At 44.3% G+C, this 23,142-nt stretch carries 21 protein-coding genes; 8 read left to right on the top strand and 13 right to left on the bottom strand.

The window, feature by feature from the left end; all coding sequences use genetic code 11:
• From AB4232_RS10215 to pspA, 8 genes are all read right to left on the bottom strand, one after another.
• Window positions 1–812 (bottom strand): transcriptional regulator (locus tag AB4232_RS10215; RefSeq protein WP_372087055.1); only part of this gene is annotated, 812 nt, incomplete at its 3' end.
• A 109-nt stretch (window positions 813–921) separates the two neighbouring features.
• Complete coding sequence (locus tag AB4232_RS10220; RefSeq protein ID WP_371709146.1) at window positions 922–1,488, bottom strand: DNA-3-methyladenine glycosylase I; 567 nt, start codon at window positions 1,486–1,488, stop codon at window positions 922–924.
• Window positions 1,489–1,566: 78 nt separating this feature from the next.
• Window positions 1,567–4,677: an efflux RND transporter permease subunit gene (locus AB4232_RS10225; protein WP_009848771.1), complete on the bottom strand. Its 3,111-nt coding sequence runs from the start codon at window positions 4,675–4,677 to the stop codon at window positions 1,567–1,569.
• Window positions 4,670–5,755: an efflux RND transporter periplasmic adaptor subunit gene (locus tag AB4232_RS10230; protein ID WP_371707827.1), complete on the bottom strand. Its 1,086-nt coding sequence runs from the start codon at window positions 5,753–5,755 to the stop codon at window positions 4,670–4,672. The genes AB4232_RS10225 and AB4232_RS10230 overlap by 8 nt, the downstream gene beginning before the upstream one ends.
• A 1-nt stretch (window position 5,756) precedes the next feature.
• Window positions 5,757–6,791 carry an efflux RND transporter periplasmic adaptor subunit gene (locus AB4232_RS10235; protein ID WP_009848773.1) on the bottom strand — a complete coding sequence of 345 codons (1,035 nt, stop codon included), beginning with the start codon at window positions 6,789–6,791 and terminating at the stop codon, window positions 5,757–5,759.
• A 157-nt stretch (window positions 6,792–6,948) separates the two neighbouring features.
• Entirely contained in the window at window positions 6,949–7,335 is a 387-nt protein-coding gene (pspC, locus tag AB4232_RS10240; protein WP_032499058.1) for an envelope stress response membrane protein PspC, read from the bottom strand.
• Window positions 7,328–7,561, bottom strand: coding sequence for an envelope stress response membrane protein PspB (gene pspB, locus AB4232_RS10245; RefSeq protein WP_009848775.1), 234 nt, complete (start codon window positions 7,559–7,561; stop codon window positions 7,328–7,330). Before pspB ends, pspC begins: the two co-directional genes overlap by 8 nt.
• Before the next feature lie 15 nt (window positions 7,562–7,576).
• Complete coding sequence (gene pspA / locus AB4232_RS10250) at window positions 7,577–8,248, bottom strand: phage shock protein PspA (protein WP_010440091.1); 672 nt, start codon at window positions 8,246–8,248, stop codon at window positions 7,577–7,579.
• 315 nt (window positions 8,249–8,563) lie between these two features.
• Between pspA and pspF the strand changes: the two genes are divergently transcribed.
• The 7 genes from pspF (at window position 8,564) to AB4232_RS10285 (ending at window position 15,743) form a co-directional block, all read left to right on the top strand.
• Window positions 8,564–9,586 (top strand): phage shock protein operon transcriptional activator, encoded by a 1,023-nt coding sequence (pspF, locus tag AB4232_RS10255; protein WP_012604358.1) that lies wholly within the window; start codon window positions 8,564–8,566, stop codon window positions 9,584–9,586.
• A gap of 102 nt (window positions 9,587–9,688) precedes the next feature.
• Window positions 9,689–11,311 carry an ABC transporter substrate-binding protein SapA gene (gene sapA / locus AB4232_RS10260; RefSeq protein ID WP_371695055.1) on the top strand — a complete coding sequence of 541 codons (1,623 nt, stop codon included), beginning with the start codon at window positions 9,689–9,691 and terminating at the stop codon, window positions 11,309–11,311.
• On the top strand, window positions 11,311–12,273 hold the full coding sequence (locus AB4232_RS10265) for an ABC transporter permease subunit (protein WP_009848779.1): 963 nt from the start codon (window positions 11,311–11,313) through the stop codon (window positions 12,271–12,273). The genes sapA and AB4232_RS10265 overlap by 1 nt, the downstream gene beginning before the upstream one ends.
• On the top strand, window positions 12,260–13,147 hold the full coding sequence (sapC, locus tag AB4232_RS10270; RefSeq protein ID WP_009848780.1) for a putrescine export ABC transporter permease SapC: 888 nt from the start codon (window positions 12,260–12,262) through the stop codon (window positions 13,145–13,147). The genes AB4232_RS10265 and sapC overlap by 14 nt, the downstream gene beginning before the upstream one ends.
• The gene (locus AB4232_RS10275) at window positions 13,147–14,148 is read left to right on the top strand and encodes an oligopeptide/dipeptide ABC transporter ATP-binding protein (RefSeq protein ID WP_009848781.1); all 1,002 of its coding nucleotides are present in this window, start codon (window positions 13,147–13,149) and stop codon (window positions 14,146–14,148) included. Before sapC ends, AB4232_RS10275 begins: the two co-directional genes overlap by 1 nt.
• Window positions 14,145–14,927 carry an ATP-binding cassette domain-containing protein gene (locus AB4232_RS10280; protein WP_009848782.1) on the top strand — a complete coding sequence of 261 codons (783 nt, stop codon included), beginning with the start codon at window positions 14,145–14,147 and terminating at the stop codon, window positions 14,925–14,927. The genes AB4232_RS10275 and AB4232_RS10280 overlap by 4 nt, the downstream gene beginning before the upstream one ends.
• Window positions 14,928–14,963: 36 nt before the next feature.
• Complete coding sequence (locus tag AB4232_RS10285) at window positions 14,964–15,743, top strand: DUF2927 domain-containing protein (RefSeq protein WP_372063457.1); 780 nt, start codon at window positions 14,964–14,966, stop codon at window positions 15,741–15,743.
• Between the two features lie 89 nt (window positions 15,744–15,832).
• Here AB4232_RS10285 and AB4232_RS10290 read toward each other — a convergent pair whose 3' ends face one another.
• Window positions 15,833–16,222, bottom strand: coding sequence for a DUF2750 domain-containing protein (locus AB4232_RS10290; protein WP_004734596.1), 390 nt, complete (start codon window positions 16,220–16,222; stop codon window positions 15,833–15,835).
• Window positions 16,223–16,371: 149 nt separating this feature from the next.
• Entirely contained in the window at window positions 16,372–17,277 is a 906-nt protein-coding gene (locus AB4232_RS10295) for a manganese-dependent inorganic pyrophosphatase (RefSeq protein ID WP_009848785.1), read from the bottom strand.
• A 201-nt stretch (window positions 17,278–17,478) separates the two neighbouring features.
• Here AB4232_RS10295 and AB4232_RS10300 point away from each other — a divergent pair, with 201 nt between their 5' ends.
• Window positions 17,479–18,693, top strand: a complete 1,215-nt coding sequence (locus AB4232_RS10300) for a putative manganese transporter (RefSeq protein WP_372087056.1) — start codon at window positions 17,479–17,481, stop codon at window positions 18,691–18,693.
• A gap of 326 nt (window positions 18,694–19,019) precedes the next feature.
• Here the strand turns inward: AB4232_RS10300 and torA are convergent, their stop codons facing one another.
• From torA to torE, 3 genes are read right to left on the bottom strand one after another with little or no spacing between them, the layout of a single operon-like run.
• Window positions 19,020–21,482, bottom strand: coding sequence for a trimethylamine-N-oxide reductase TorA (gene torA, locus AB4232_RS10305; protein WP_009848787.1), 2,463 nt, complete (start codon window positions 21,480–21,482; stop codon window positions 19,020–19,022).
• Window positions 21,483–21,506: 24 nt separating this feature from the next.
• Window positions 21,507–22,688, bottom strand: a complete 1,182-nt coding sequence (gene torC, locus AB4232_RS10310; protein WP_372087057.1) for a pentaheme c-type cytochrome TorC — start codon at window positions 22,686–22,688, stop codon at window positions 21,507–21,509.
• Window positions 22,689–22,738: 50 nt separating this feature from the next.
• The gene (torE, locus tag AB4232_RS10315) at window positions 22,739–22,921 is read right to left on the bottom strand and encodes a trimethylamine N-oxide reductase system protein TorE (protein ID WP_008222628.1); all 183 of its coding nucleotides are present in this window, start codon (window positions 22,919–22,921) and stop codon (window positions 22,739–22,741) included.
• Window positions 22,922–23,142: the final 221 nt, after the last annotated feature.

Raw genomic sequence — 23,142 nt, forward strand, 5'->3', positions numbered from 1 at the left:
CTCTCAGTGATCGCAGGCAACGAGTAGGCTTCATTGCGAACAATATGGAAAAAGTAGTGATTAGTTTCATCTACGAAGCTGTCGTGATACTCACTTTTATCAACAAAGTATGGCAATGGCTGATAGTAAGCCTGAAATATATTAAACAAAGAGATTAACACACAGGTAAAGGCCAAAAAGTAGCCCACGCAGGCTAAATGGCGACGTACAAAAGGCTTAAAGCTAGGTGGTACCGCGTTGACTGAACCTCTCGGGCTAACTGTGGACAATGGCATTTCCATGTCGCCTTCAACGCTTTGTGTTACTGATACAGGCATAACATGAGCCTGCTCATCTTGCGGCTTTTTCTCAGGTGACTCGCCTGAGGTTTGTGTTTGATTTGTCGTTATTGATGATGGGTTAAGTTCGGCTTGCGATAATCCTATCGTTTGAGGAGACTCTGATACTAAATCCGCCTCAGGGACTGTCGCTTTAGGCTCTGTATTTTGAGGTTGAGATGATTCCTCTATCTCCAGAGAATACCCCATTTTACTGACGGTACGAATCGTGGCGCAACCACAAGTCACTCTGTTCAGTGTTTTTCTAAGCTTAGATATCACGTTGGTCAACGCTTGCTCAGAGACAATCACATCCCCCCAACATCTATCAAAGATCAGGCCTCGCTCAATGCATTCGCCTGTATTTTCAAGCAAGAATAGGAACACTTTACCTTCTAGCGGCGCGATAGTTTCTACGTGGCCATCCTCACGCATAAACTGCCTAAGCAAGGGATCATAGTTAGCATCACATATTTGGTAGTTTTGTTGATTCACTATCGTTGTCTACATTTGAATTTGGTCGCATATAATATTGAAAAGTTTATAAATGACCAGTGAATTTTTCAATTTCCACACAATTATTTCGCGCCGAGAAATAACACCTTTATTTATGTGGGCAACCTTCTAAATGGTCATTAACCATACCTGTCGCTTGCATAAACGCGTAACAGATTGTTTCCCCAACAAACTTAAAGCCTCTCTTCTTCAAAAACTTACTCATCGCTTTGGATTGCTCGGTAGAAGCGGGAACTTGAGTCATCTCAATCCAGTGGTTTTCGATCACCTTGTTATCGACAAATTGCCATAAGGCGTTTGAAAGAGAACCAAACTCTTTCTGCAGTTCAAGCGTTGCTCGAGCGTTGTTATACACAGAGGCAATCTTGCCTTTATGCTTAACCACATCAAAGTTCTCTATGACGTGTGGCACATTGTCTTCATTCAATTCGGCTAACTTGTTTAGATCGTAATTATCAAAGGCAGCACGATAGCCTTCGCGCTTTTTAAGGATCGTAATCCAACTCAGGCCCGCCTGAGCGCCTTCTAAAGTAATGAACTCAAACAGAACTTGGTCATCATAAACCGGTACGCCCCACTCTGCGTCGTGGTACTCCCTTTCCAGTTCGTGCTTCAGTGCCCATGCACACGTTCTACCTTCAGTGTTTGTTTCCATGTTATTGCTACCTATTTTAAATCACTCAGAAATGATAATGCCCCTAAACAGGGGCATTAATTCAAAGACTCACTCGTCTTACGAGACTTCAATTTTATGGAATAGACGATACAGCACAGGTACCACGATTAGCGTCAGTACGGTGGCGAAGCCTAAACCAAACATGATGGTTACCGCCATTGGCTTGAAGAAGATATCCGGTAACAATGGAATCATACCGAGAATCGTTGTGATAGCCGCCATACATACAGGACGTACACGACTCAATGCCGCATCAACAACCGCTATATATGGGTCTTTACCTGACTTCATCTCAATCTCAATTTGATCAAGCAGTACGATACCGTTCTTCAGAAGCATTCCAGACAAACTCAAGAAGCCCAGAAGCGCCATAAAACCGAACGGTGTATTCAAGGCTAGCAAGCCTGTCGTTACCCCTATCAAGGCGAGTGGTACCGTTAACCAAACAATCAGAGGCTCTTTCACCGAATTAAACAAGAACACCGTGATTAAGAACATGAACAAGTAGCCTAACGGCATAGTTGTGAACAGTGACGCTTGAGCGTCAGCTGACGACTCGTATTCACCACCCCATTCCAATGAATAACCCGGTGGCATCTCAATCGCTTCTATTTGTGGCTGTAAGCGTTTCTGTAAAGTTGATGCTGTCTCTTCACCCAGTAGGTCAGGATCCGCCATTACCGTCAGCATACGCTTACGGTTCTTACGGATGATCAGTGGATCTTCCCATTCCAATTCGTAGCCTAGTGTTACTTGTTGTAGTGGGATGTATTCACTTAATGCCGGGCTCCAAATCTTCATACCTTCGATGTTGCGAATATCAATTCGCTCATCTTCAGGTAAACGAGCCACAATAGGCATCAGCGTAGTACCATCACGATACACACCAATCGACTTACCAGAGAAAGACATCGCTAGGAAATCATCAACGTCAGATTTGGTAATACCATAACGACGCGCTTGGCTTTCGTTGAACTGAGGTTCCAGTACCTTAGTTCTTTCACGCCAATCGTGACGAACGTTAAACGATCCATTGTCAGCACGCATGATATCCATAACTTGAGCTGCGATTGAACGTAAAACCGTTGGATCAGAACCCACAATTCGCGCTTCAATTTTAGCACCGCCACCAGGACCTAATTCGATCTGCTTAAGTTTGTAATTAATTTCAGGGAACTGGCCGTTTACATGCTCACGAAAGCGTAACATCAAACCTTCAAGTACTTCATAACTCTTCACACGAACCGTTATCTCACCGTATGCGCTATAACTTTTCTCTGGCGCATAAGTCAGCATGAAACGTTGTAGGCCTTTACCTGCCGTTGTCGTGATGTGCTCAACTTCGTCCTGCTCTGCTAACCAACCTTCAAGCACTTTAAGCTTAGTGTTGGTCGCACGAATATCGGTACCTTCCGGCATCCAAACATCCACTTGGAACATTGGTGTAGTCGAAGATGGGAAGAAGGCTTGTTTTACAAAACCAAAGCCGTAAACACTCGCACCCAAACCAATAATCAGAACGAACATCGTGAGCCACGCACGCTTCATACAGAACTCAAGGAAGTTTTTATAGATAACAAAAACCATCCCGTTGTATGGGTCTTTACCTTCACTATCTGGATCAACCTTCTGGCCTTTGAAGAACATATCGGCAAAGAATGGCGTGAGTGAGATGGCCGTAAACCAACTCAGCATCAAGGAGATAAGTAGAACCGTGAACAAGGTGCCACAATATTCGCCCGTTGAGTCTTCAGACAAACCGATTGGGGCAAAAGCGGTGACCGCAATAACCGTTGCACCAAGCAGTGGCCATTTGGTTTGGGTCACAATATCTGTAGCGGCCTGCATTCGGGTTCGCCCCTTCTGCGTGCCGATCAATATCCCTTCCACCACCACAATGGCATTATCCACCAGCATCCCCAGAGCGATAACCAACGCGCCCAATGAAATACGTTGAAGGTCGATCTTGAAGTACTGCATGAAAATGAAGGTACCGAATACGGTCAACAGCAGTATCAAACCAATCAACAGGCCAGAGCGTAGCCCCATAAAGAACAGTAACACTACGATTACGATCGCAACTGCCTGCCCTAAACTCACCACGAACCCGCTTACCGACTTATCAACTTCTTTGGGTTGGTTATAAACCTCAGATATGTCAATACCTACGGGCTGTTGGTATTTCAGCTCGGCGAGCCTTCGGTCAAAGGCTTCACCCACTGCGACCACGTTCACGCCTTGTGCAAAAGAAACACCAAGGTTAAGTGCGAGCTTCCCGTTATAGCCAATGATGTTAGTAGGCACTTCAACATAACCACGAGTTACGTTCGCCACATCTTTTAGATAGATAAGCCCTTGAGCGCCACCTTCCGTAAGAATCAAATCACCGAGCTGTTCAACATTCTGGAACTCTCCTGTTGGATGGATTCGAATGTACTCGTCACCAATCCTTACAGCACCTGCACTTGAAACAATATTTTGAGTGGATAAAAGGTTAAATACAGTATTTGGAGACAAACCCAGAGAGCTGATCCGTTTCATCGATATCTCAATGAACACTTGCTCTTGCTGTTGGCCGGATACCGAGACTTTACTGACCCCATCAACAAGTTCTAGCTCTCTCCTTAGGTAATCAATGTAATCAAGTAACTCTTTGTAACTGTAACCGTCCCCCGTTACGGCAAGCAAAATGCCGTAAACATCACCAAAATCGTCTATGACTTGAGGGTCATTTACCCCGGGTGGAAGTTGACCTTTCAAATCATTCACTTTACGTCGAAGTTCATCCCAAATTTGTGGAAGATCATCAGGGCCGTAATTATTCTTCATCGTTACCGTAACCTGAGACAGGCCACGACTAGAGATAGAGTTAACTTCATCAACATAGGTAAGCTGTTGAATCGCTTTCTCTAATGGGTAAGTCACTTCCTCTTCCACTTGCTGAGGCGTCGCTCCCGGATAAGAGGTCACTACCATGGCATCTTTGATGGTAAAGGCTGGATCTTCTAAACGGCCCAAACCAAAGAATGCAGACACACCACCAATAAGAAAGATCAGTGATAGCATCCAGCTAATGACCTTATTTCGTATAAAATAAGCCGCCACTCCAGTGATTTGGTCATCACCCTGTTGATCGTCACTTTGGGGCTTGTTATTGACTTCACTCATTGTTCGTCTCCTGAGACAATACTTCCACTGTCATCCCATCTCGCAATCGCGATACGCCTGCAACAACGACATGCTGCCCCATTTCTAATCCTTTGATTATCTGCAATGTTTTCTGATTCGCTTTGCCTAATACGACTTGCTGTTTAGATACTGTATTGTCGCCATTAAGAATCCACACGTAAGAGTTTTGACGAGTTAACTCATCCCCATCGGCATTGAACACAGCCTCAATAGGAATAAGTACGCCGGCTTTTAATTTCAACCCGATATCACGCCCATTTGACGTGACCTCAACGGCCATACCGTCAAGAATCAAATCATCTTCTGGCATAGGCAAAGCAAGCGTGACAGTAAATGTACCTGTGTTTGGATCGGGTTCAGTCGTAAACTCTTTTATCCCCGCACTGTATTCATTCCCACTTGGAACTCTAACTACTGCCTCAATATTCGAGATAGTCGCTTCATTTGGTTGATTTACATAGATTTGGTCAGGCAATTGGATAACAACTTCAACATCCTCAACACTGTGAATATTCACAATCTGTTGGCCAACCTGAATATTTTCGTATTGGTCAACACTGACACGAGAGATAATTCCATCAACCGGTGCGCGAAGCTTGGTAAATGACAAACGCAGTTTTGCCAATTCTAACTCGGCATAAGCGATTTGACGCTGAGCGGCAATCTCATCGAATTGAGACTTAGCCAATAACCCCTTTTTGACCAACGGACTTGAACGTCTGTATTGGCTGTTAATCACTGTGTATCTAGCTTGAGCGTTATCAACGTCCAACTGATAATCTGTTGGATCTAACTCGGCAAGAACATCACCCTTTTTAACTTGTTCACCTTCTTTGACATCAAGTTTAAAAATCTCACCAGCGACACGGAAACTTAGGTGCGCTTTCTCAGCAGCATTAGCCACTGCTGGAAAATAGAGTTTATCGTTAAAGTCTAAGACGGAGATTTCAATGGCTTTAACAAGAGGAAGCTTTTCGACTTCAGTGACACCTTTGTCTTTACAGGCTGTCAACAACGCCAAACATGATAGGCCGATGGCTTTTGATACTGTCTTCATGTTAGAGCCCCCTTTCCTTGATCCACTCACGAACTTTGACACCAGTTTCTAATCCATTAACGCCCGAGGTCACAACGCGATCTCCGTCGTTAAGACCCGAAATAATATGACGTTTTTCATCAATGACTATCGCGACTTCTTCGACGATACCATCGTTGTTAACGCGCCATACTGATACATCATCTCCATTGGTCATCATTGCTGAGGTTGGAATTTTTGTCGCCGCTGCTTGTGAAGAAACAAGGTTAACCGTGCCAGACATACCCGGCAGGATGCCTATATCAGTCGGTCTCTCCATTACCATAGTGACCTTGTATGAACCGGTTTTAGGATCGGCTTCGGTATCGACTTCTTGAAAGGTGAGGACATAAGAATGTTCAGGGAAGGCATCGAATACCATAGTTGCGTCTGTCTCAAACCCTGCAGAAAAGCGTGCAATTAATTGATCAGGCAATAAGAAGACAACTTTGAGGATCTGATTCGTTTGGATATTCATTACACCTTGCTTAGCCGCGATGTATTCGTGGTTTTCAGCAGGAATAATAGAAATAGTACCCTCATAAGGCGCAACAAGTGTGGTGTAGCGAAGATTAGCTTTTGCTTGATTTAAAACCGCTCTCGCAGAGTTATGATTTGCTTTCGCTTGGTCAAAATCTTGCTCAGAAACCACTCTATCCTTACGTAGCTTGATGGAACGTTGGTATTGCACATCGGCAAGTTTGAAGTTAGCTCTTGCCTGCTTTTCTAGCAACTGATACTCATCAGGATTAAGCGTTGCCAATGCATCACCTTTGGAGACCTGTTGCCCCGCAGTGACATCGATCGTTTTTAGTAAACCGGGGACTCGAAATGCCAATACGGCTTTATCGCCCGCTTCAGTAGTCGCAGGAAAATTTCGTTCGAAGGCATTGTTACCGACCGAGACGGTGAAGAGTTTGGCTGGTCGTGATTCGGGTTCTGGAACCGGAGGGAGCTCCTTACCACACCCAGATAACCCGGATAAGGTCACCAATAGGACTAGGGAGGCTTTGTACATTGCGATCATCCATATCTATAAATATTTTATTAACATAGATTAATCACATGTAACTTACCAGTTATCGTAAGATTTATTTAGACAAAATTATTAAAAAAAATAACGGCTTGGGATAAATTTTCCTAAACCGTTATCTAATCTTTTTAAGGCTTAACCACTACATGTTCTTAAATGCACGGTCGACTTTAAAAGTGTCCGAAGTCACATAAGCTTCCATATTGCGTACACTGGTCTCTAACGTCTGGAAATCACCCTCTAAAGTGCCCAACAAAGACTCTGCTGTTTGCCCTTTTTCCCAGGGTTTTTGCTTGAGTGTGTGCTCTTGTTTGGCTTTCATCTGATCGACATATTGAGGTGGTTGTTTTTCAAGCATAAATGTCAAAGCTAAATACGCTAATAACACCAAAAAGCTACCACCTAGCAGTGCGGCTGAGATCACTAAGATACGAACCAACCAAACTTCAAGACCAAAATAGTTCGCTAATCCGGCACACACGCCAGACAATTTACCGTTAATCGGATCGCGATACAGTTCTCTACTCATAGTTTCGTCTCCAGTTAGGTGACTCCGCATCCAGTATTTTTTCTAACGTTTTCACTCGGTCTTGCATCGACTCAGCTTGCTCAGAAAGCTTATGCAGACGCTGAAGATCCGTTTCTGAAAGACCATTGCTGGATTTCTTCTTGCTGCGGTAGTGTAAGAATAACCATAGCGGTGCCACGAAGATCAAAAAGACAATCAGTGGACCTGCAATTAGAAATGTTGACATAGACAACTCCTAAAATTATTTATCGCGGTTTTCAACTTGTTGCTTCAGTTTCGCCAGCTCTTTTTCAATCTCGTCTTGAGCTTGTAGCTCTGCAAACTCTTGGTCTAAAGATTTTGCGTTACCGGTTTTTGCGTAAACGTCAGCTTCAGCTTCTAATTCATCCACTTTACGTGAGAATTGCTCAAACTTCGCCATTGCTTCGTTGGTTTTGCTTGAATGCAGATGTTTTTGAACATCGCGACGATTGCTTGCTGCATTATTACGAATCATTAGTGCTTGCTGTTTTGCACGAGTCTCGGCGATTTTGGTTTCAAGCTTACCGATCTCACTGGTTAGTTTTTCGATGGTTTCATGAACCAAGGTTTGCTCGGTATGAAGACTCTTGATGATATCTTCAAGTTTTTGCTTTTCGATTAGTGCCGCTCTAGCCAGATCTTCACGTTGTTTAGTCAGGGCTAATGTCGCTTTATTCTGCCAATCTAGAATCTGAGTTTCGATAGCTTCAACTTTACGTGCTAGCTCTTTCTTGTCTGCAATGGCTTTTGCTGAGTTAGTACGAACCTCAACCAGCGTGTCTTCCATTTCTTGAATAATGAGGCGAATCATCTTTTCAGGATCTTCAGCCTTATCTAATAGTGCACTGATGTTTGAATTTACAATGTCTGCAAAGCGAGAAAAAATACCCATAAGAAACTCCTTAATTGCAATAATGGCAAATAGGTTTTAAATCGTTTTCGATTTCTCAATCCACTTGCTCAAAAATCTACGTATGTTGTTAAACCTACCATAAGTAATCCAAGTAGCGTGCCAACTTTTAAGCCATTGTTTATCAAATACTTACAATAAAATGGTGATTAACCCGAACCATGCTATGATGAATTTAGCCAAGTATTGGTATTTTTCACCACTACAGCTTTGTGACTAATGCTATTTACATCAAGTGATGTAAATAAAGCTCTCTATATCATGCCCATTGGAAATCAGACCATACAAGGACCCATTATGCAGCAGAATCTCATTGGTGAATCCCCTAGTTTTCTATCTGTTTTGGATAAAGTGTCTCAACTCGCACCAATCGAAAGACCGATTCTGATCATCGGGGAGCGTGGTACAGGTAAAGAGTTAATCGCTCAAAGGCTGCATTACCTTTCAAGGCGCTGGGACCAGCCATTGATCTCACTGAACTGCTCAACCCTTAGCGAAGGGTTGATTGATTCAGAGTTATTTGGTCATGAATCAGGTTCTTTTACCGGTTCAAAAGGTCGTCATCAAGGTCGTTTTGAAAGGGCTGAAGGTGGAACTCTGTTCTTAGATGAACTAGCGACCACCCCCCTTGCCGTTCAAGAGAAGCTATTGCGTGTTATTGAATACGGGCAATATGAGCGTGTCGGCGGACAAAAGGCGCTGAGTGCCAATGTAAGACTGGTGTGTGCGACCAATGCTGACTTACCAGACATGGCGTTAAAAGGCGAATTCAGACCCGATTTATTAGATAGACTGGCGTTTGATGTCATTACTATCCCACCTCTTCGCGAACGAAAAGAAGACATCACGCTGCTAGCAGAATACTACGCCATTAAGATGTGTCGAGAGTTAGAATTGGAGCTGTTTGTCGGTTTTGCTCCATCTGCTGTTGAGGCACTATTGGATTATTCTTGGCCGGGAAATGTGAGAGAACTCAAAAACGTCGTTGAACGAGCTATCTACCAGCACGGTAAAGATCCATATCCTATTGAATCTTTGGTGTTTAACCCATTTAAACCAACATGGCAAATAGATCAAGATTCCACGCACGAAACTGGCAATGATCTGTCCAACAGCCATACTCCATTAGAGCACTCATTTTCTTTGCCGCTTGATTACAAAGCATGGCAAGAACAGCAAGACATTAAATTACTCAATCAAGCACTAAAACAGAGCAAGTATAACCAGAAGCAAGCAGCAGAATTACTTGGGTTAACCTATAACCAATTACGTGGAATGGTGAGGAAGTACGCGATTGTAGGGCAAGCTAACGATAAATAGCTGTCCACACTTGATTATTATTTGGAGCCGAATAAATAAAATGTTAAATTGTCGGGATCTTGAGGCTCCTCTAACGCCTCGTTTCGAAAAGTATTTCTTTTTATGAAAGCACTAATAAGACTATCACTTAGCATCTGCACGCTTGGCTTTTTAGCTGGATGTGGTGAAAGTGTCACTCACGAGCAAATCCGTGAAAAAGGCTTCATTTATTGCGGCCAAGGTAATCCTAGTACCTTCAATCCACAATTGGTTGATAGTGGCATTACCTCAGAATCGCTGAGCCCTCAAATTTTCGATACCCTGCTCACTCTTGATCCTATGACTTACCGACCAAAACAGAACTTGGCAACAAGCTGGTCTGTCGATAAATCAGGTACAGAGTACACTTTCAAACTGCGCCCAAATGTTGCGTTTCAAACCACAGATTGGTTTGCCCCAACCCGCACCATGAATGCACAGGATGTGGTCTTTAGTTTTGAACGAATTATTGATAGTTCAAACCCATTCCATTATGTGGGTGGCGGTTTATATCCATGGTTCGCTGGCATCGACTTTCAAAACCTGATTGTTGAAATCACGGCGGTGGATGACCTAACGGTGAAGTTCCAGTTAAGTCGCCCAGATAATTCATTTCTTAACAATATCGCCACCAGTTATGCGGTTATCCACTCCAAAGAGTATGCCAACAAGCTGATTACCACAGATGAAAAAAATGAAATAGACTCCAAGCCTGTAGGCACAGGCCCTTTCTACTTGGATGAATATCAAATTAATGATCTTGTACGCTTGAAAAAGAACAAGCATTACTGGAAGGGTGAAGTACAAATGGACCAAGTTGTATTTGATACTTCACAACGCGGTACAGGCACACTTGCCAAGCTTCTCCGCAGTGAGTGTGACGTGTTGAACTCACCAATTTCTAGCCAGATCCCTATTATTCAAGCTCATGAAGAGTTGAAGATTTCTGCCACACCTGCAGTAAACGTCTCTTTCATCGCGCTAAACACAGAACACCCGGCATTGCGTGACTCACGAGTACGTAAAGCATTGAACTTGGCTATTAACCGTCAGAACATTCTTGATTCTGTGTACTACGGTACAGGTACAAAAGCCTACACGTTACTTCCCCCTACTTCTTGGGCTTATCAAAAAGACAGCGTTCAAGTTCGCTATGATCGAAACTATGCGATCGCACTTCTTAGAGAGGCCGGTGTAGAACCAGGGTTAGAGCTTTCAATGTGGGTGCCACTAGAGCCACGCGCATACAATCCAAGTCCAAGAAAAACGGCAGAACTGATCCAAGCAAACTTGGCTGATATTGGTATTGAATTGAAACTCTATACCGACGACCGATTTGACCGAACACAGCTGTCTTCAATTTCCTCAACAGATTTGTTACTCACAGGTTGGATTGGCAGTACGGGCGACCCAGACAACTTCTTGCGTCCACTTCTATCATGTAGTTCGGAACGCGCGGGATTAAACGTCTCTATGTGGTGCAACTCAGACTTTGATTTCCTTCTCGACTTGGCATTAGAGATTAATCAACAAAGGCATCGCGTGAACTTGTATCGACAAGCCCAAAACATTCTTAATGAAGAAGTTCCTGTGATACCTCTCGCTCATGGCGTGCAATTCCGTGTGCACGATCGTTCGCTAACAGGTTTTAAACGCAGTCCTTTTAATGCTCAACCTTTTGATCAAGTCAGAAGGGAGGTGAACTGATGTTTTGGTATACATTAAGACGTGTAAACTTATTCATTATTACACTTGGAATTCTGACTTTAGTGGGCTTTGCTCTACTTCGATTAGACCAAACCTCACCTTGGGCAATTCAAGATTTTTGGCCCGGCTGGCTTAGCTATGTCACCGAATTATCGACGCTGAATTTCGGCCTGAGCAAACACGGTGTTCCTATCATCGAAGAGCTTGTCGTGGTATTCCCTGCGACGTTAGAATTGTGCTTCTTTGCTTTTTTACTCGCACTGTTTATCGGCATCCCTTTCGGCACAATTGCCGGTATGAGACAAGGAAAATTTGTTGATACCACTATATCGTTTACTTCAATGGCAGGTTACTCGGCACCTATATTTTGGGTCGCATTGCTAATGATCATGGTGTTTTCACTGCACTTCGAGATGTTCCCTGTTGGGGGACGATACGATCTACTTTACGAAATTGAACACGTGACTGGCTTTGCAATGATTGATGCGTTCTTTGCCGAAGGTAACTATCGAGCACACGCCCTACAGAGCGTAATAGACCATATGGCGTTACCTTGTCTTGTTTTGGCGCTCGCTCCAACAACCCAGGTTATCCGACTAATGAGAGCGTCAGTGGCTGAAGTGATGGCTCAAAACTACATCCGTGCCGCACGAATCAAAGGTCTTTCAACAAGAGAGATCGTCACTCAACACGTATTAAGAAATGCAATACCACCGATTATTCCTAAGGTCGGCGTTCAACTCTCCAGTATGTTAACGCTCGCTATCATCACCGAGTCTATCTTTAACTGGCCGGGTATTGGCCGCTGGTTGCTGGATGCATTATCCAATCAAGATTACGTTTCAATTCAAGCTGGTGTAATTGTGGTAGCAACCTTGGTTTTGACCGCGAATATACTGTCCGATCTACTGGGCGCGATGGTCAACCCTCTGGTAAGGAAGGAATGGTATGCTAACAAATAACGTCTACCAAGAAGAACAGATTCCAACCCAATTCGAGCGTTTCTGGCGCAGCTTCCGTGGCAATAATCTCGCAATGTTTGGACTATGGTGTTTGGTCTTGATCATTTTGATCACCATCACTTCACCATGGCTAGCACCACATGATGCTCAAGAGCAGACGGGGCACCTACTAACACCTCCTTCTTGGGATCCGGCTGGAACAGTTGAGTATTTTCTAGGCACTGATGATTTAGGCCGAGATATTCTATCCCGTCTGATTATTGGCTCTCAGCTGACATTTGGTGCCGCAGTCGTGATTACCTTTATCGCGGCAGTCATCGGTTGTCTGATTGGCGTACTTGCAGGTATGACTCGTGGGTTGCTATCAAGCACGCTAAACCACCTGCTTGACACGGTAATGTCTATTCCGTCGCTGCTACTCGCGATTATCTTCGTGGCATTTCTTGGCTTTGGCGAGTTTAATATCTTGCTAGCCTTATGTTTGGCATTGATTCCACGCTTTATTCGTTCGGTATACATTGCCGTGCATGCAGAAGTAGAAAAAGACTATATTTTGGCTTCTCGCCTTGATGGTGCGAATGACTTCTACCTGTTATGGAATTCAATCCTTCCTAATATTCTTACTGTAGTGGCACTTGAAATTACACTGGCATTGTCAGTCGCCATTCTTGATATCACGGCCTTGGGTTTCTTAGGGCTTGGCGCTCAAGCACCCAGTACCGAATGGGGCTCAATTTTGGGTGATTCTGTAGAGCTGATTTACCTTGCGCCATGGACAGTAACTCTACCCGGCTTAGCCATTATGTTTACAGTGATCGTGATTAACCTTGTCGGTGAAGGTGTTCGCCAAGCGCTAAATGCAGGAATCGAATAATGCCGTTACTTGATATTCGACATCTAACCATCGAGATTGAGACCCCTCAAGGGATGGTTAAAGCAGTAGATCGAATGAGTATTACCCTCAATGAGGGAGAAATTCGTGGCTTAGTAGGTGAATCAGGTTCTGGTAAGAGCTTGGTTGCAAAAGCGATCGTTGGTGTTTGCAAAGAAAACTGGAAAGTGTCTGCCGACCGAATGCGCCTTGGCAATATCGACCTGCTACAACTAACGCCCAAAGAACGACGCCGTGTGATCGCTCGCGATATCGCGATGATCTTCCAAGAACCATCGACATGTCTTGACCCTTCCGAAAAAGTGGGACGCCAGCTAATAGAGGCGATTCCTTCGCGTTCATTTGAAGGTCGATGGTGGCAACGGTTTAAGTGGCGGAAAAAGCAAGCAATAGCATTACTGCATAAAGTGGGGATCAAAAATCACTCTCACCTAATGGACAGTTATTCTTATGAGTTGACCGATGGTGAGTGTCAAAAAGTCATGATCGCCATGGCGATCGCTGCCAAGCCAAAAGTGCTAATTGCCGATGAGCCAACCAACGATTTAGACCCGATTACTCAGTCTCAAATATTGCGCTTATTGAGCCGAATGAATCAACTTCATAACACGACAATTCTCCTCATTGGGCACGATTTAACGACTATCACTCAATGGGCGACACGAATAACCGTGATGTACTGCGGTCAGTCCGTTGAGTCTGCAGATACGACAAAACTGTTGGATGTACCAAAGCATCCTTACACCGTTGCACTGCTAAAAGCGATGCCCGATTTTAACGACTGGATTCCCCATAAAGAAAAACTGCAATCTTTACCAGGGTCAATTCCGCCGCTGCAGCACCTCCCGATTGGTTGTCGACTTGGACCACGTTGTCCATACGCGCAAAGACAGTGTGTCGAGATCCCGCATACTAAGCGTATAAAGACCCACAAATTTAACTGTCATTTCCCTCTGAATATGGAGAAGAAAAAGAAATCATGAGTGCATTATTAGAGGTCAGTGATTTATCTAAAGACTTTACGACTCGCTCTGGTCTTTTCCGTAAAAAGATTCATCAGGCAGTGAAGCCAGTCAGCTTTTCCCTTGAAGCGGGACAGACTATTGGTTTTATCGGTCAGAATGGGTCGGGGAAATCGACATTAGCAAGAATGCTAGCGGGTATGGTGGAACCAACAGCAGGTGAGATCCGAGTGAACGGTGAAAAGCTAGAGCACAAAGACTACTCAACTCGCTGCAAACTGATTCGAATGATCTTCCAAGATCCGAACACCTCGCTAAACCCACGCATCCAGATTGGTCGAATCCTTGAAGGACCATTGAAGCGAAATACCAACATGCCACCAGAAGCCCGCATGCGCCGCGTAAAGGACACATTATTACGTGTTGGGCTTCTACCAGAACATGCTTACTTCTATCCTCAGATGCTTGCTGCAGGCCAGAAGCAGAGGGTTTGTTTGGCTCGCGCTTTGATACTTCAGCCTTCCATCATTGTTGCTGATGAAGCGTTGAATGGTTTGGATATGGCGATGCGTTCGCAAATCATCAATCTGTTCCTAGAACTTCAAGAAGAGATGGGCGTATCGTTCGTTTATGTTTCTCAACACATCGGCATTGTTAAACACATCACAGATAAGATCATCGTCATGCACGAAGGCAATGTGGTTGAAAGTGGCGAAACACATGAAGTACTGACTAACCCAACTCACCAAATCACACAAAGGTTAGTTGAGAGCCACTTCTATAAAGCACCAAGCCATTAATCGGTGATCGCGCTATATTCCGCAAAGGGGAAAGATATGTTACCAAGAGCTTCAATGCTTTCCCTCTTGTTGGCGCTGCTGTCCTTTAATGCAGCAAGCACACCACTCACATGGCTAGATAGAACCTTCGTCGAAACTGCCTTTTATCACGTCGCACTTCAACACGAATATTCACAAGGCGACAAGCTCCTCGCTAAATGGAAACAACCTATTAAGATATGGATCGATCACCGAGTCGGCGACGAAGAGCTTCATCAAGAACTCACCGAATTGCACGTCCAGCACCTATCGCAAGTCACCCAACATCCGATTAAAATCGTCACACGAGAATCGGATGCAAACGTTAAATGGATATACACAAGGCAGAGTCAGTGGATAGCTGAAGCCAAAACTGTACTCAAACTGAAATCGACACAGCATCTAAACAGCGCTATCTGTACTGCAGGTTATCGAACTAATTCCAAAGGGGAGATTGTATATGCAGGAATTGTGATCCCAGTAGATCAAGCGAGAGCAAGAGGAAAGCTGGTCGCATGTATTGTTGAAGAGATCACACAGGTACTTGGGTTACCCAATGACTCAGATAAAGCCTACCCTTCTATTTTCAATGATCACACGCCAGAAGACTTGTTATCCCCCTTAGATGTAGTGCTGCTAAAGCTACTGTATGAACCTCAATTGAAAGTGGGAATGACAAAAGAACAGGCAAAACCAGTTGTGCGAAAAATACTGAAAAGATACAGCAAAACAGGTGTACTTCAGCAAGCTTCAGAAGCCGCTCAACAAGCACCCTTGTATCAATTGATTGGGTACTGACGAAAATGCGTTGAAAATAGCTTAGACAGGAGCAGTAGGAATATAGCGCCGCCTCAAAGGCAACGCTGGCTTACAATTTGACGAGAGAATTAGCGCTTAGCAGCCTGCTTCTTCAGCTCGAAGTCGAACTCATCCGGGAACAAGATAACACCTTCTTCCTGTTCGTTCGGGAACACAACAACGGCAAGCTCGTCGTCTTCTAGACCGTTAGTCCAACGGCTATGCCATTTGTTTAGTGAAATAGACTCAGCTTTACACTCAGACCAATCACCCGTCGCCCAAGACTCCGCAAACTCTTGATTTGGCCATACAGGAACACAGTCTTCATCTTCTGTGTTCAGCATTACACAACCGTGTTCATCGGTTAAGATCCATACTTCACGGTTCGCTACGATTTCTTTCACACAGTACTTCAGGCGTTGCTCACCCGTATACTTATTGATTTCAGCGATTTTTTTATCGTCTAGCTGTGTAGTCATCTCAATTTCCTACTTTAGTCAGTAACTATGTTCTTAAAGCTATTTTATGCCGAGTGTTTTTAACTTCAAACACTATCGATGAAGAAGAAAGCCTACTTCAAAGAAAAACGCCTGCTAAATTAGCAGGCGTTTATAATTAAGCGACTTGGTTAAACAAGCTCGCCTTGAAGCCAAGGCCAACCTTGCTTCTTACGGCTCAATGTATTTTCCATCATCAATACACCGTCTTTCTCGAATTTAACCAGCTTATCAGCCCACTCACCTTTGTATAGAAGACGAGTTTGAGCTGTAGTGATATCTGTCAGCATTACTGCCGCGAACGCTAGACCATCTTTCTCACAACGCGCTTCAAGATCAGCTTCTAGAGCTTCGATCATGCCGTCTACTTGCTCAAGAGTCGCAAGCTCAACTTGACCAACGACAACATCACGACCGTTGAATGGGTAGCCTTTAAGGTCTTTTTCTACTAACTGTGCAGCAGATAGGCCTTCGATGTTTGTCTTAGCAATTAGAAGCGCTTTGATAAATGCATCAACGTCTGTTACGCCAGCGATTTCAGCAAGCTCAGCAACCGCGTCTTTGTCTTTTTGAGTACATGTTGGAGAAGCAAAACCAACTGTGTCTGAAAGAATTGCAGACATCATCAGTTTAGCGATTTGTTGAGAGATAGCGTGACCTTCAATCTTAAACATGTTGAAAAGTACTGTATTTGTACAGCCAACAGGCCAGATCCAAGCTTCCATAGGGTTAACTGTCATCACGTCACCTAGACGGTGGTGATCGACAATACCTACGATCTCAGCATCAGCTACATCGTCTGGTGCTTGTGCAAGATCTGAGTAGTCTACTAGCCAGATTTTCTCACCAGCAACAGAAGTACGAAGTTCTGGCTTTTCAGCACCAGCGACTTCTAGAATGTGTTGAGTTTCGCGGTTGATCTCGCCTTGGCGAATTGGTGTCGCTTCCTCGCCACGAGCTTTAAGAAGCTCAGTTGCAACTAACGCACTACAAATACTGTCACTATCAGGGTTTTTGTGACCAACAACTAAAATCATGTTTCTTCCTATTACACTAACAATTATGACTCTACCTTTAGAGTCTCTCTTTATTAGGCATACTTTACCTCATTTTTTTAGATTGGTCATGTTTCGTGGGTTTGGCCAATGGTAACAAAAGATAAAAAAACAACGAATGCAATTGATAATTATTATCATTCGTATATGATTATCTTAATATACAAATTTTGAGTGACACTTATGGATCGACTAATCTCTTTTTTGCCAAGCAGCAGCGCTGCGAAAACAACTCAGTTTTCACTGTCTTTTAAGCGCCTGCTTTTACCTATTTCACTTGCGGCATTAGTTGCAGCTCCTGCTACGCGAGAATTAACGGTCACTACCTTGTCTGACGCCTTCTGGGCAGTGTCATGTTACGTTGCGCTAACCCTAGCGATTTACCACTGTTTAAGTCTATACATCAACAAAGATAACGTCTTCAATAAGCTCGTCCATCAATCTCGTTCAAACCAAGTTGTATTCGCCGCGCTAATGGGGGCATTGCCAGGCTGTGGGGGAGCAATTGTGGTCACCACACAATTTATTTCAGGCAAACTCGGATTTGGTGCGGTTGTGGCTGTACTCGTCTCAACCATGGGTGACGCGGCCTTCCTGTTAATTGCTAGCGAACCCAAAACAGGTTTAGCCATGATGGCGATGGGTGTAATCGTGGGCACCGCCTCAGGACGAATCATAAACTTGTTTCACGCAGACGACTTTTTACGCCCGAAACAGGCAGAGAGAAATGAAGCGGAAAACAGCTGTGCCTCACAACCTCAAGATCAAAGCCCTGTCTCTAAAAAAGCGATAAACCTTCAGGGTTACCTATGGTCTGTGCTTATTATTCCGGGAGCCGCTGTTGCCCTGCTTGGCTCTTTTCAAATCGATGTAAACCAGTTGCTCACACTGCCTGACATGTCTATGGAATGGACGGGAACGATTTTACTGATCAGCTCGATGTTTTTGTGGGGGCTTACTCGTGAAATTGAGGATTACAAATCGGCCGTAAGTGAAGATGAAAAATGTATAGGTTCTCACCCACTACAAAAAACAGCTCAAGATACAAACTTTGTCACTGCATGGGTGGTGGTCGCTTTTCTTTTCTTCGAGTTTGGCTCTGTGCTTGCAAATGTCGATTTTGCGACGCTATTCTCAAGCTGGGGTATGATGCTCCCCCTGGCGGGTGTGTTGATGGGTTTACTGCCGGGGTGTGGTCCGCAATTGTTGGTCACTAGCCTTTACCTTTCAGGTGCACTGCCACTTTCAGCTCAGGTCGGTAACGCAATTTCAAATGATGGTGATGCTTTATTCCCTGCTATCGCAATGGCACCGAAAGCGGCTCTTGTAGCCACATTATATTCAGGCATACCCGCATTAATCTGTGCATACGGTTATTGGTTTATGTTCGAAATTTAACTCAAGCTGATTCAATTCCATAGGTCTCTATTAGGTCGATACTTTGTATCGGCCTTTTTGTTTCCGTCTGCCTAAGTCCTTACAACAGATTCTTTTTACACTCCCTTCCTGCTTCATTGTTCATAGTTCATAGTTCATTGTTCATTGTTCTACAGCCTATCTCAAACGGCACGTCGTTATAGCCCGTCTCAAAAACGCCCCCTGTTGGCGCTATGACAATACTTAATTACAAATCCCACACACAGGTTAGAAAAACAAAAAGCCCCTGTAAGAGTGCTTACAGGGGCTTTAATTCAAGCTTTAATCTTGGTTCTTAAGTACAAGACTTAAGAAACTTCGATTGGACCACCGAATGAAGTTACTGGAGGCAGTTTGCCTTGGAACTTCTCGAAGTTAACCAAACATGTGTTTGCTGACGTTGCTTGAGCAAGTTCAGACGTACCGATGTCTTGAGTTAGTGTGTTTGGATCGCCGTATGTATCTAGCGCCCCCACTTTCTCGTTGATCGGGCCGTACCAAGCGCCTTCTTCGATACGAACAACACCAGGTGCGTAGCTATCCATTAGAACAGCACCTGCTAGTAGTTGACCACGGTCATTGAACACACGTACTACGTCGCCATCTTTGATGCCTTTCTTCTTAGCATCGATTGGGTTGATGTAGATTGGCTCACGGCCTTGTACCGCGTAAGTCGCACGCCACTCTTCAGATTCACACATCTGAGAGTGAAGACGCTTGTCTGGGTGACAAGATTGTAGCCAGTACGGATGTTTGTCAGAGCCTGGACCACCGTGTGAACGTTCAGATTTCTCAAACCACATTGGGTGTTCTTGACAGTGCTCGTAACCCATGTTGCCAACAGTACGGCTTGTGATTTCGATGAAACCAGAAGGCGTACCTAGTGCGTTGATCTCTGGATCTTCACGGAATGAAGCGTGACGAGTCCATGGCTTACCTTTACCGAAGTCTAGGAAACCTTTCTCCCAGAACTCAGCAAACTCAGGCATTTCGAAGCTGCCTTCGTTTGATGCACGACATTCGTCATACAGAGATTTAACCCACTGCATTTCGTCCATACCACGCGTATAATCGTCGTAACGACCCCAACGCTTAGTTAGGCTAGACATAATCTCGAAGTCAGTTTTAGACTGGAACAGAGGATCGACTAGTTTGTGCATCGCGATCAAACCACGACCAGAGTACGCGCCGTAACCATCAATATCGTTACGTTCCCACTGAGTACATGCAGGAAGCACGATATCAGAGTGACGACAAGTTGCAGTCCAAGCGAAATCAACAGCCACTACAGTTTGTAGGCTCTTGAATGCTTTACGCATCTTGTTGCGATCTTGGTGGTGGTGCCACGGGTTATTACCACTGAATACCATCATCTTGATATCCGGTAGTGTAACCGTTGAACCGTTCGCTTTGATCTTCTTACCTGGCTCTAGCAAGCTATCTACCCAACGAGCAACAGGGATTACACGGCTGTAACCGTTGTAATCAGTGTTAGTGTGCTTAGGCGATTGACCTTGGTCGATGTTCAACGGGAATGAACCCGGAGCTGCGAAGCCAGTTGAAGAAACACCGATACCAGAGTAATGGTGACCGTAAGAGATACCACCGCCAGGTAGACCGATTTGGCCAACCATTGCTGCGATAACGGCACACATCCAGTAAGGCTGCTCACCGTGTTGTTGACGTTGGATACTCCAACCGACAAGAATCTGCGTACGACCGTTAACCAGCATCTTAGCGAATTCACGGATAGAGTCCGCGCTTGCACCACAGATAGCCGAAGCCCACTCAGGTGTCTTCTCAACTTTATCTTTCGTTTCACCTTGAACGTACTTGATAAAGTCTTCAAAACCTAGACAGTAAGTTTCGATGAACTTCTTGTCGTATAGATCTTCGTTGTAAAGAACGTGAGCAACACCAAGCATGAACGCCACATCAGTTTGTGGGTTGATGTACATTTGCTCGTTTTCTAGGTAACGGCCTGTTTTGTTTTTAACAGGGTCAACAGAAACAACGTTGATCTCTTTCTTAGCAACTTTTTCTTTCAGCTGTTCTAAGTATGCGAATGACTCGTGAGTCTCACATGTCCAACCTACTTGCAGGTTTTTAACTGGATCGTTACCCCAAAGAACAATGTTGTCACTGTTTTCTAGGATAAGTTCCCAAGATGTACCTTGTGCATAAACTTCAGTAGAACCTAGCACGTAAGGCATGATCGTTTGACCAGCACCTGTTGAGTAGTCACCGATTTTCTTCACAGAGTAACCGTGAAGTGCCATTGCACGTTGCATATGGTTAGTACAGCTGTGGAACTGACCCGTTTGTCTCCAACCAGTTTGACCTGTGTGAAGCGCCCATGGACCGTAATCTTTCTGTACGCGCTCTAGTTCGCGGTAAACAAGGTCTAGTGCCTCATCCCAAGTCACACGAATAAAACGGTTGTTACCACGCGTGTCTGCGCTGTATTTATGCTTCTTCAACCAATCTAGGCGAACCATTGGGTAACGCACACGTGATGGGCTGTAGATAATACCTTTAATACCTTTCAACATCTCAGTTGGGTGTTGATCGATTTCTAGAGGTTTAATCTCTTGTACTTTACCCGCATAAACGCGAGCTCGGAATGCACCCCAGTGAGAACCAGAGACTTTCCACGCGCCGTCTGTTTCTGCTGCAGACGCTGATGCCGACGCCAATAAGCTTGGACCGATAACCGATGCCGCACTTGTAGTAGCGACACCTTTCAGAAAACTTCTTCTTGTAATTGCCATTGTGTTACTCCAATTGACGTCTTATTAGTGATGGCCTTCAGAAAAATCTGATGAGTGCTTCTGTAGATACTTAAGAACAAGTGCTTCTGTATCTGTATCGAAGTTAACGAATGCAATCATACCATCTAACATTCCTACCCAACCGTTAGCGCTGAAGTGAGCTTCATCTGGCTGTGAGTGACACGTTGAACAGTTAGATTGGTACGCTTGACCCGCTGCGTTCCAAATTGGCTCGAAGTTATCAACCATAGACTCTTTCTTCATCCAAAGTGCTAGGTTAACTTCTTCCCATGGAAGGCCAGTAAGCTCATCTTCTTTCTTCTCACCAACAGTGATAACGTCACTTTGAGATACTTCTTTGGTCAAGATTGCAGTTGAGATGTTCATACCGAAGTCTTCTTGGATTACACGTCCGAAGCCTTTCGCTTTACGCCAACCATCGATTTGAATCTTGATCATGTCGCCTTTTTCGTCGATAACCGCAACTTTACTTGCAGGGCTGAGTAGACCCGCTTCAACTGTTGCTGTTTCATCCGTGTACATTGGTAGGTGACGAATAGAGATCACGTCAGAACCATTTGCGTAAGATGTGCTGCTTGCTACATTTTCTAGCTCGCCAACAATACCGCTTGCTGATGCCATATCCATTGGAAGGTTGTGAGCAATACCTTTGTGACAGTCAACACAGCTTTGATCACGTTCTGCTGCATTCTTCATCTGGATACGCGCTGTTGGGCGCATGTTCTCGAAGTCCATTGAATCGTAGTTGTGACAGTTTTTACACTCTAGAGATTTGTTCGAAGAGAAACGATCCCATTCGTGTTTAGCCAGTTCGATACGACGAGCTTCGAATTTCTCAGGTGTATCTAGGTCACCAAATACTTGAGCGAATACTTCTTTAGATGCTTGCATCTTACGAGCGATTTTTGCTGTCCATTCATGTGGAACGTGACAGTCAGGACAAGTAGCACGTACACCAGAAGTGTTTTTCCAGTGAACCGTTTCTTGTAGTTCTACGTACACGTTGTCACGCATGGTGTGACAACTTACACAGAACTCTTCTGTATTTGTGTGCTCTAGAGCTGTGTTAAAACCGCCCCAGAAAATAACACCGGCGATAAAGCCACCCATAGTTAGTACACCAAGACTGATGTGTACTGCAGGGCGAGTCATTGTGCGCCATAATTTAACTAAAAATGATTTCATGTTTAGCTCTCTTAAATATTGATTTTAAAAAATGTTGTTACTAGAGGGCATTACATGCCGCCGTGAGCACCAGGAGGTCCGAATACAAACACTTGCAGTGCCCAAACTAGGAAGCCGTAACCGCCTACAAAAGCCACACTTAATATTGGAAAGAGAACCACCGCAATGAAGAGGAAAGACTTCCACTCCAACGAGCGTTTTTCGCCAGTTTCAATTTTATTAACATCACTCATACATTTTGCCTATTTTGTATTTAGTAATTTCGAGTAACCCATTCTATGGGGCTAAAGTTCTTGAGTATCTAACAACAAATTTTAGACCATACACAAAGTAGGGTTCAATCAAATCCCCCGTTATAACCCTTGCTAATCAATACTTTTTTGAGGTCATCCAAACTTGTTTTCAGTTAAACAAAGTTATTAAAAAGTATTAACAAATGTGAAGAATTAAGTAT

The organism is Vibrio sp. 10N.286.46.A8 (genome assembly GCF_041470165.1).
Classification (GTDB): Bacteria; Pseudomonadota; Gammaproteobacteria; order Enterobacterales; family Vibrionaceae; genus Vibrio; species Vibrio tasmaniensis_A.

Coding starts and splice junctions, on each gene's coding strand:
- AB4232_RS10220 (WP_371709146.1), bottom strand. CDS start 1,488: ATGGAAACAAACACTGAAGGTAGAACGTGTGCATGGGCACTGAAGCAC.
- AB4232_RS10225 (WP_009848771.1), bottom strand. CDS start 4,677: ATGAGTGAAGTCAATAACAAGCCCCAAAGTGACGATCAACAGGGTGAT.
- AB4232_RS10230 (WP_371707827.1), bottom strand. CDS start 5,755: ATGAAGACAGTATCAAAAGCCATCGGCCTATCATGTTTGGCGTTGTTG.
- AB4232_RS10235 (WP_009848773.1), bottom strand. CDS start 6,791: ATGTACAAAGCCTCCCTAGTCCTATTGGTGACCTTATCCGGGTTATCT.
- pspC (WP_032499058.1), bottom strand. CDS start 7,335: ATGAGTAGAGAACTGTATCGCGATCCGATTAACGGTAAATTGTCTGGC.
- pspB (WP_009848775.1), bottom strand. CDS start 7,561: ATGTCAACATTTCTAATTGCAGGTCCACTGATTGTCTTTTTGATCTTC.
- pspA (WP_010440091.1), bottom strand. CDS start 8,248: ATGGGTATTTTTTCTCGCTTTGCAGACATTGTAAATTCAAACATCAGT.
- pspF (WP_012604358.1), top strand. CDS start 8,564: ATGCAGCAGAATCTCATTGGTGAATCCCCTAGTTTTCTATCTGTTTTG.
- sapA (WP_371695055.1), top strand. CDS start 9,689: ATGAAAGCACTAATAAGACTATCACTTAGCATCTGCACGCTTGGCTTT.
- AB4232_RS10265 (WP_009848779.1), top strand. CDS start 11,311: ATGTTTTGGTATACATTAAGACGTGTAAACTTATTCATTATTACACTT.
- sapC (WP_009848780.1), top strand. CDS start 12,260: ATGCTAACAAATAACGTCTACCAAGAAGAACAGATTCCAACCCAATTC.
- AB4232_RS10275 (WP_009848781.1), top strand. CDS start 13,147: ATGCCGTTACTTGATATTCGACATCTAACCATCGAGATTGAGACCCCT.
- AB4232_RS10280 (WP_009848782.1), top strand. CDS start 14,145: ATGAGTGCATTATTAGAGGTCAGTGATTTATCTAAAGACTTTACGACT.
- AB4232_RS10285 (WP_372063457.1), top strand. CDS start 14,964: ATGTTACCAAGAGCTTCAATGCTTTCCCTCTTGTTGGCGCTGCTGTCC.
- AB4232_RS10290 (WP_004734596.1), bottom strand. CDS start 16,222: ATGACTACACAGCTAGACGATAAAAAAATCGCTGAAATCAATAAGTAT.
- AB4232_RS10295 (WP_009848785.1), bottom strand. CDS start 17,277: ATGATTTTAGTTGTTGGTCACAAAAACCCTGATAGTGACAGTATTTGT.
- AB4232_RS10300 (WP_372087056.1), top strand. CDS start 17,479: ATGGATCGACTAATCTCTTTTTTGCCAAGCAGCAGCGCTGCGAAAACA.
- torA (WP_009848787.1), bottom strand. CDS start 21,482: ATGGCAATTACAAGAAGAAGTTTTCTGAAAGGTGTCGCTACTACAAGT.
- torC (WP_372087057.1), bottom strand. CDS start 22,688: ATGAAATCATTTTTAGTTAAATTATGGCGCACAATGACTCGCCCTGCA.
- torE (WP_008222628.1), bottom strand. CDS start 22,921: ATGAGTGATGTTAATAAAATTGAAACTGGCGAAAAACGCTCGTTGGAG.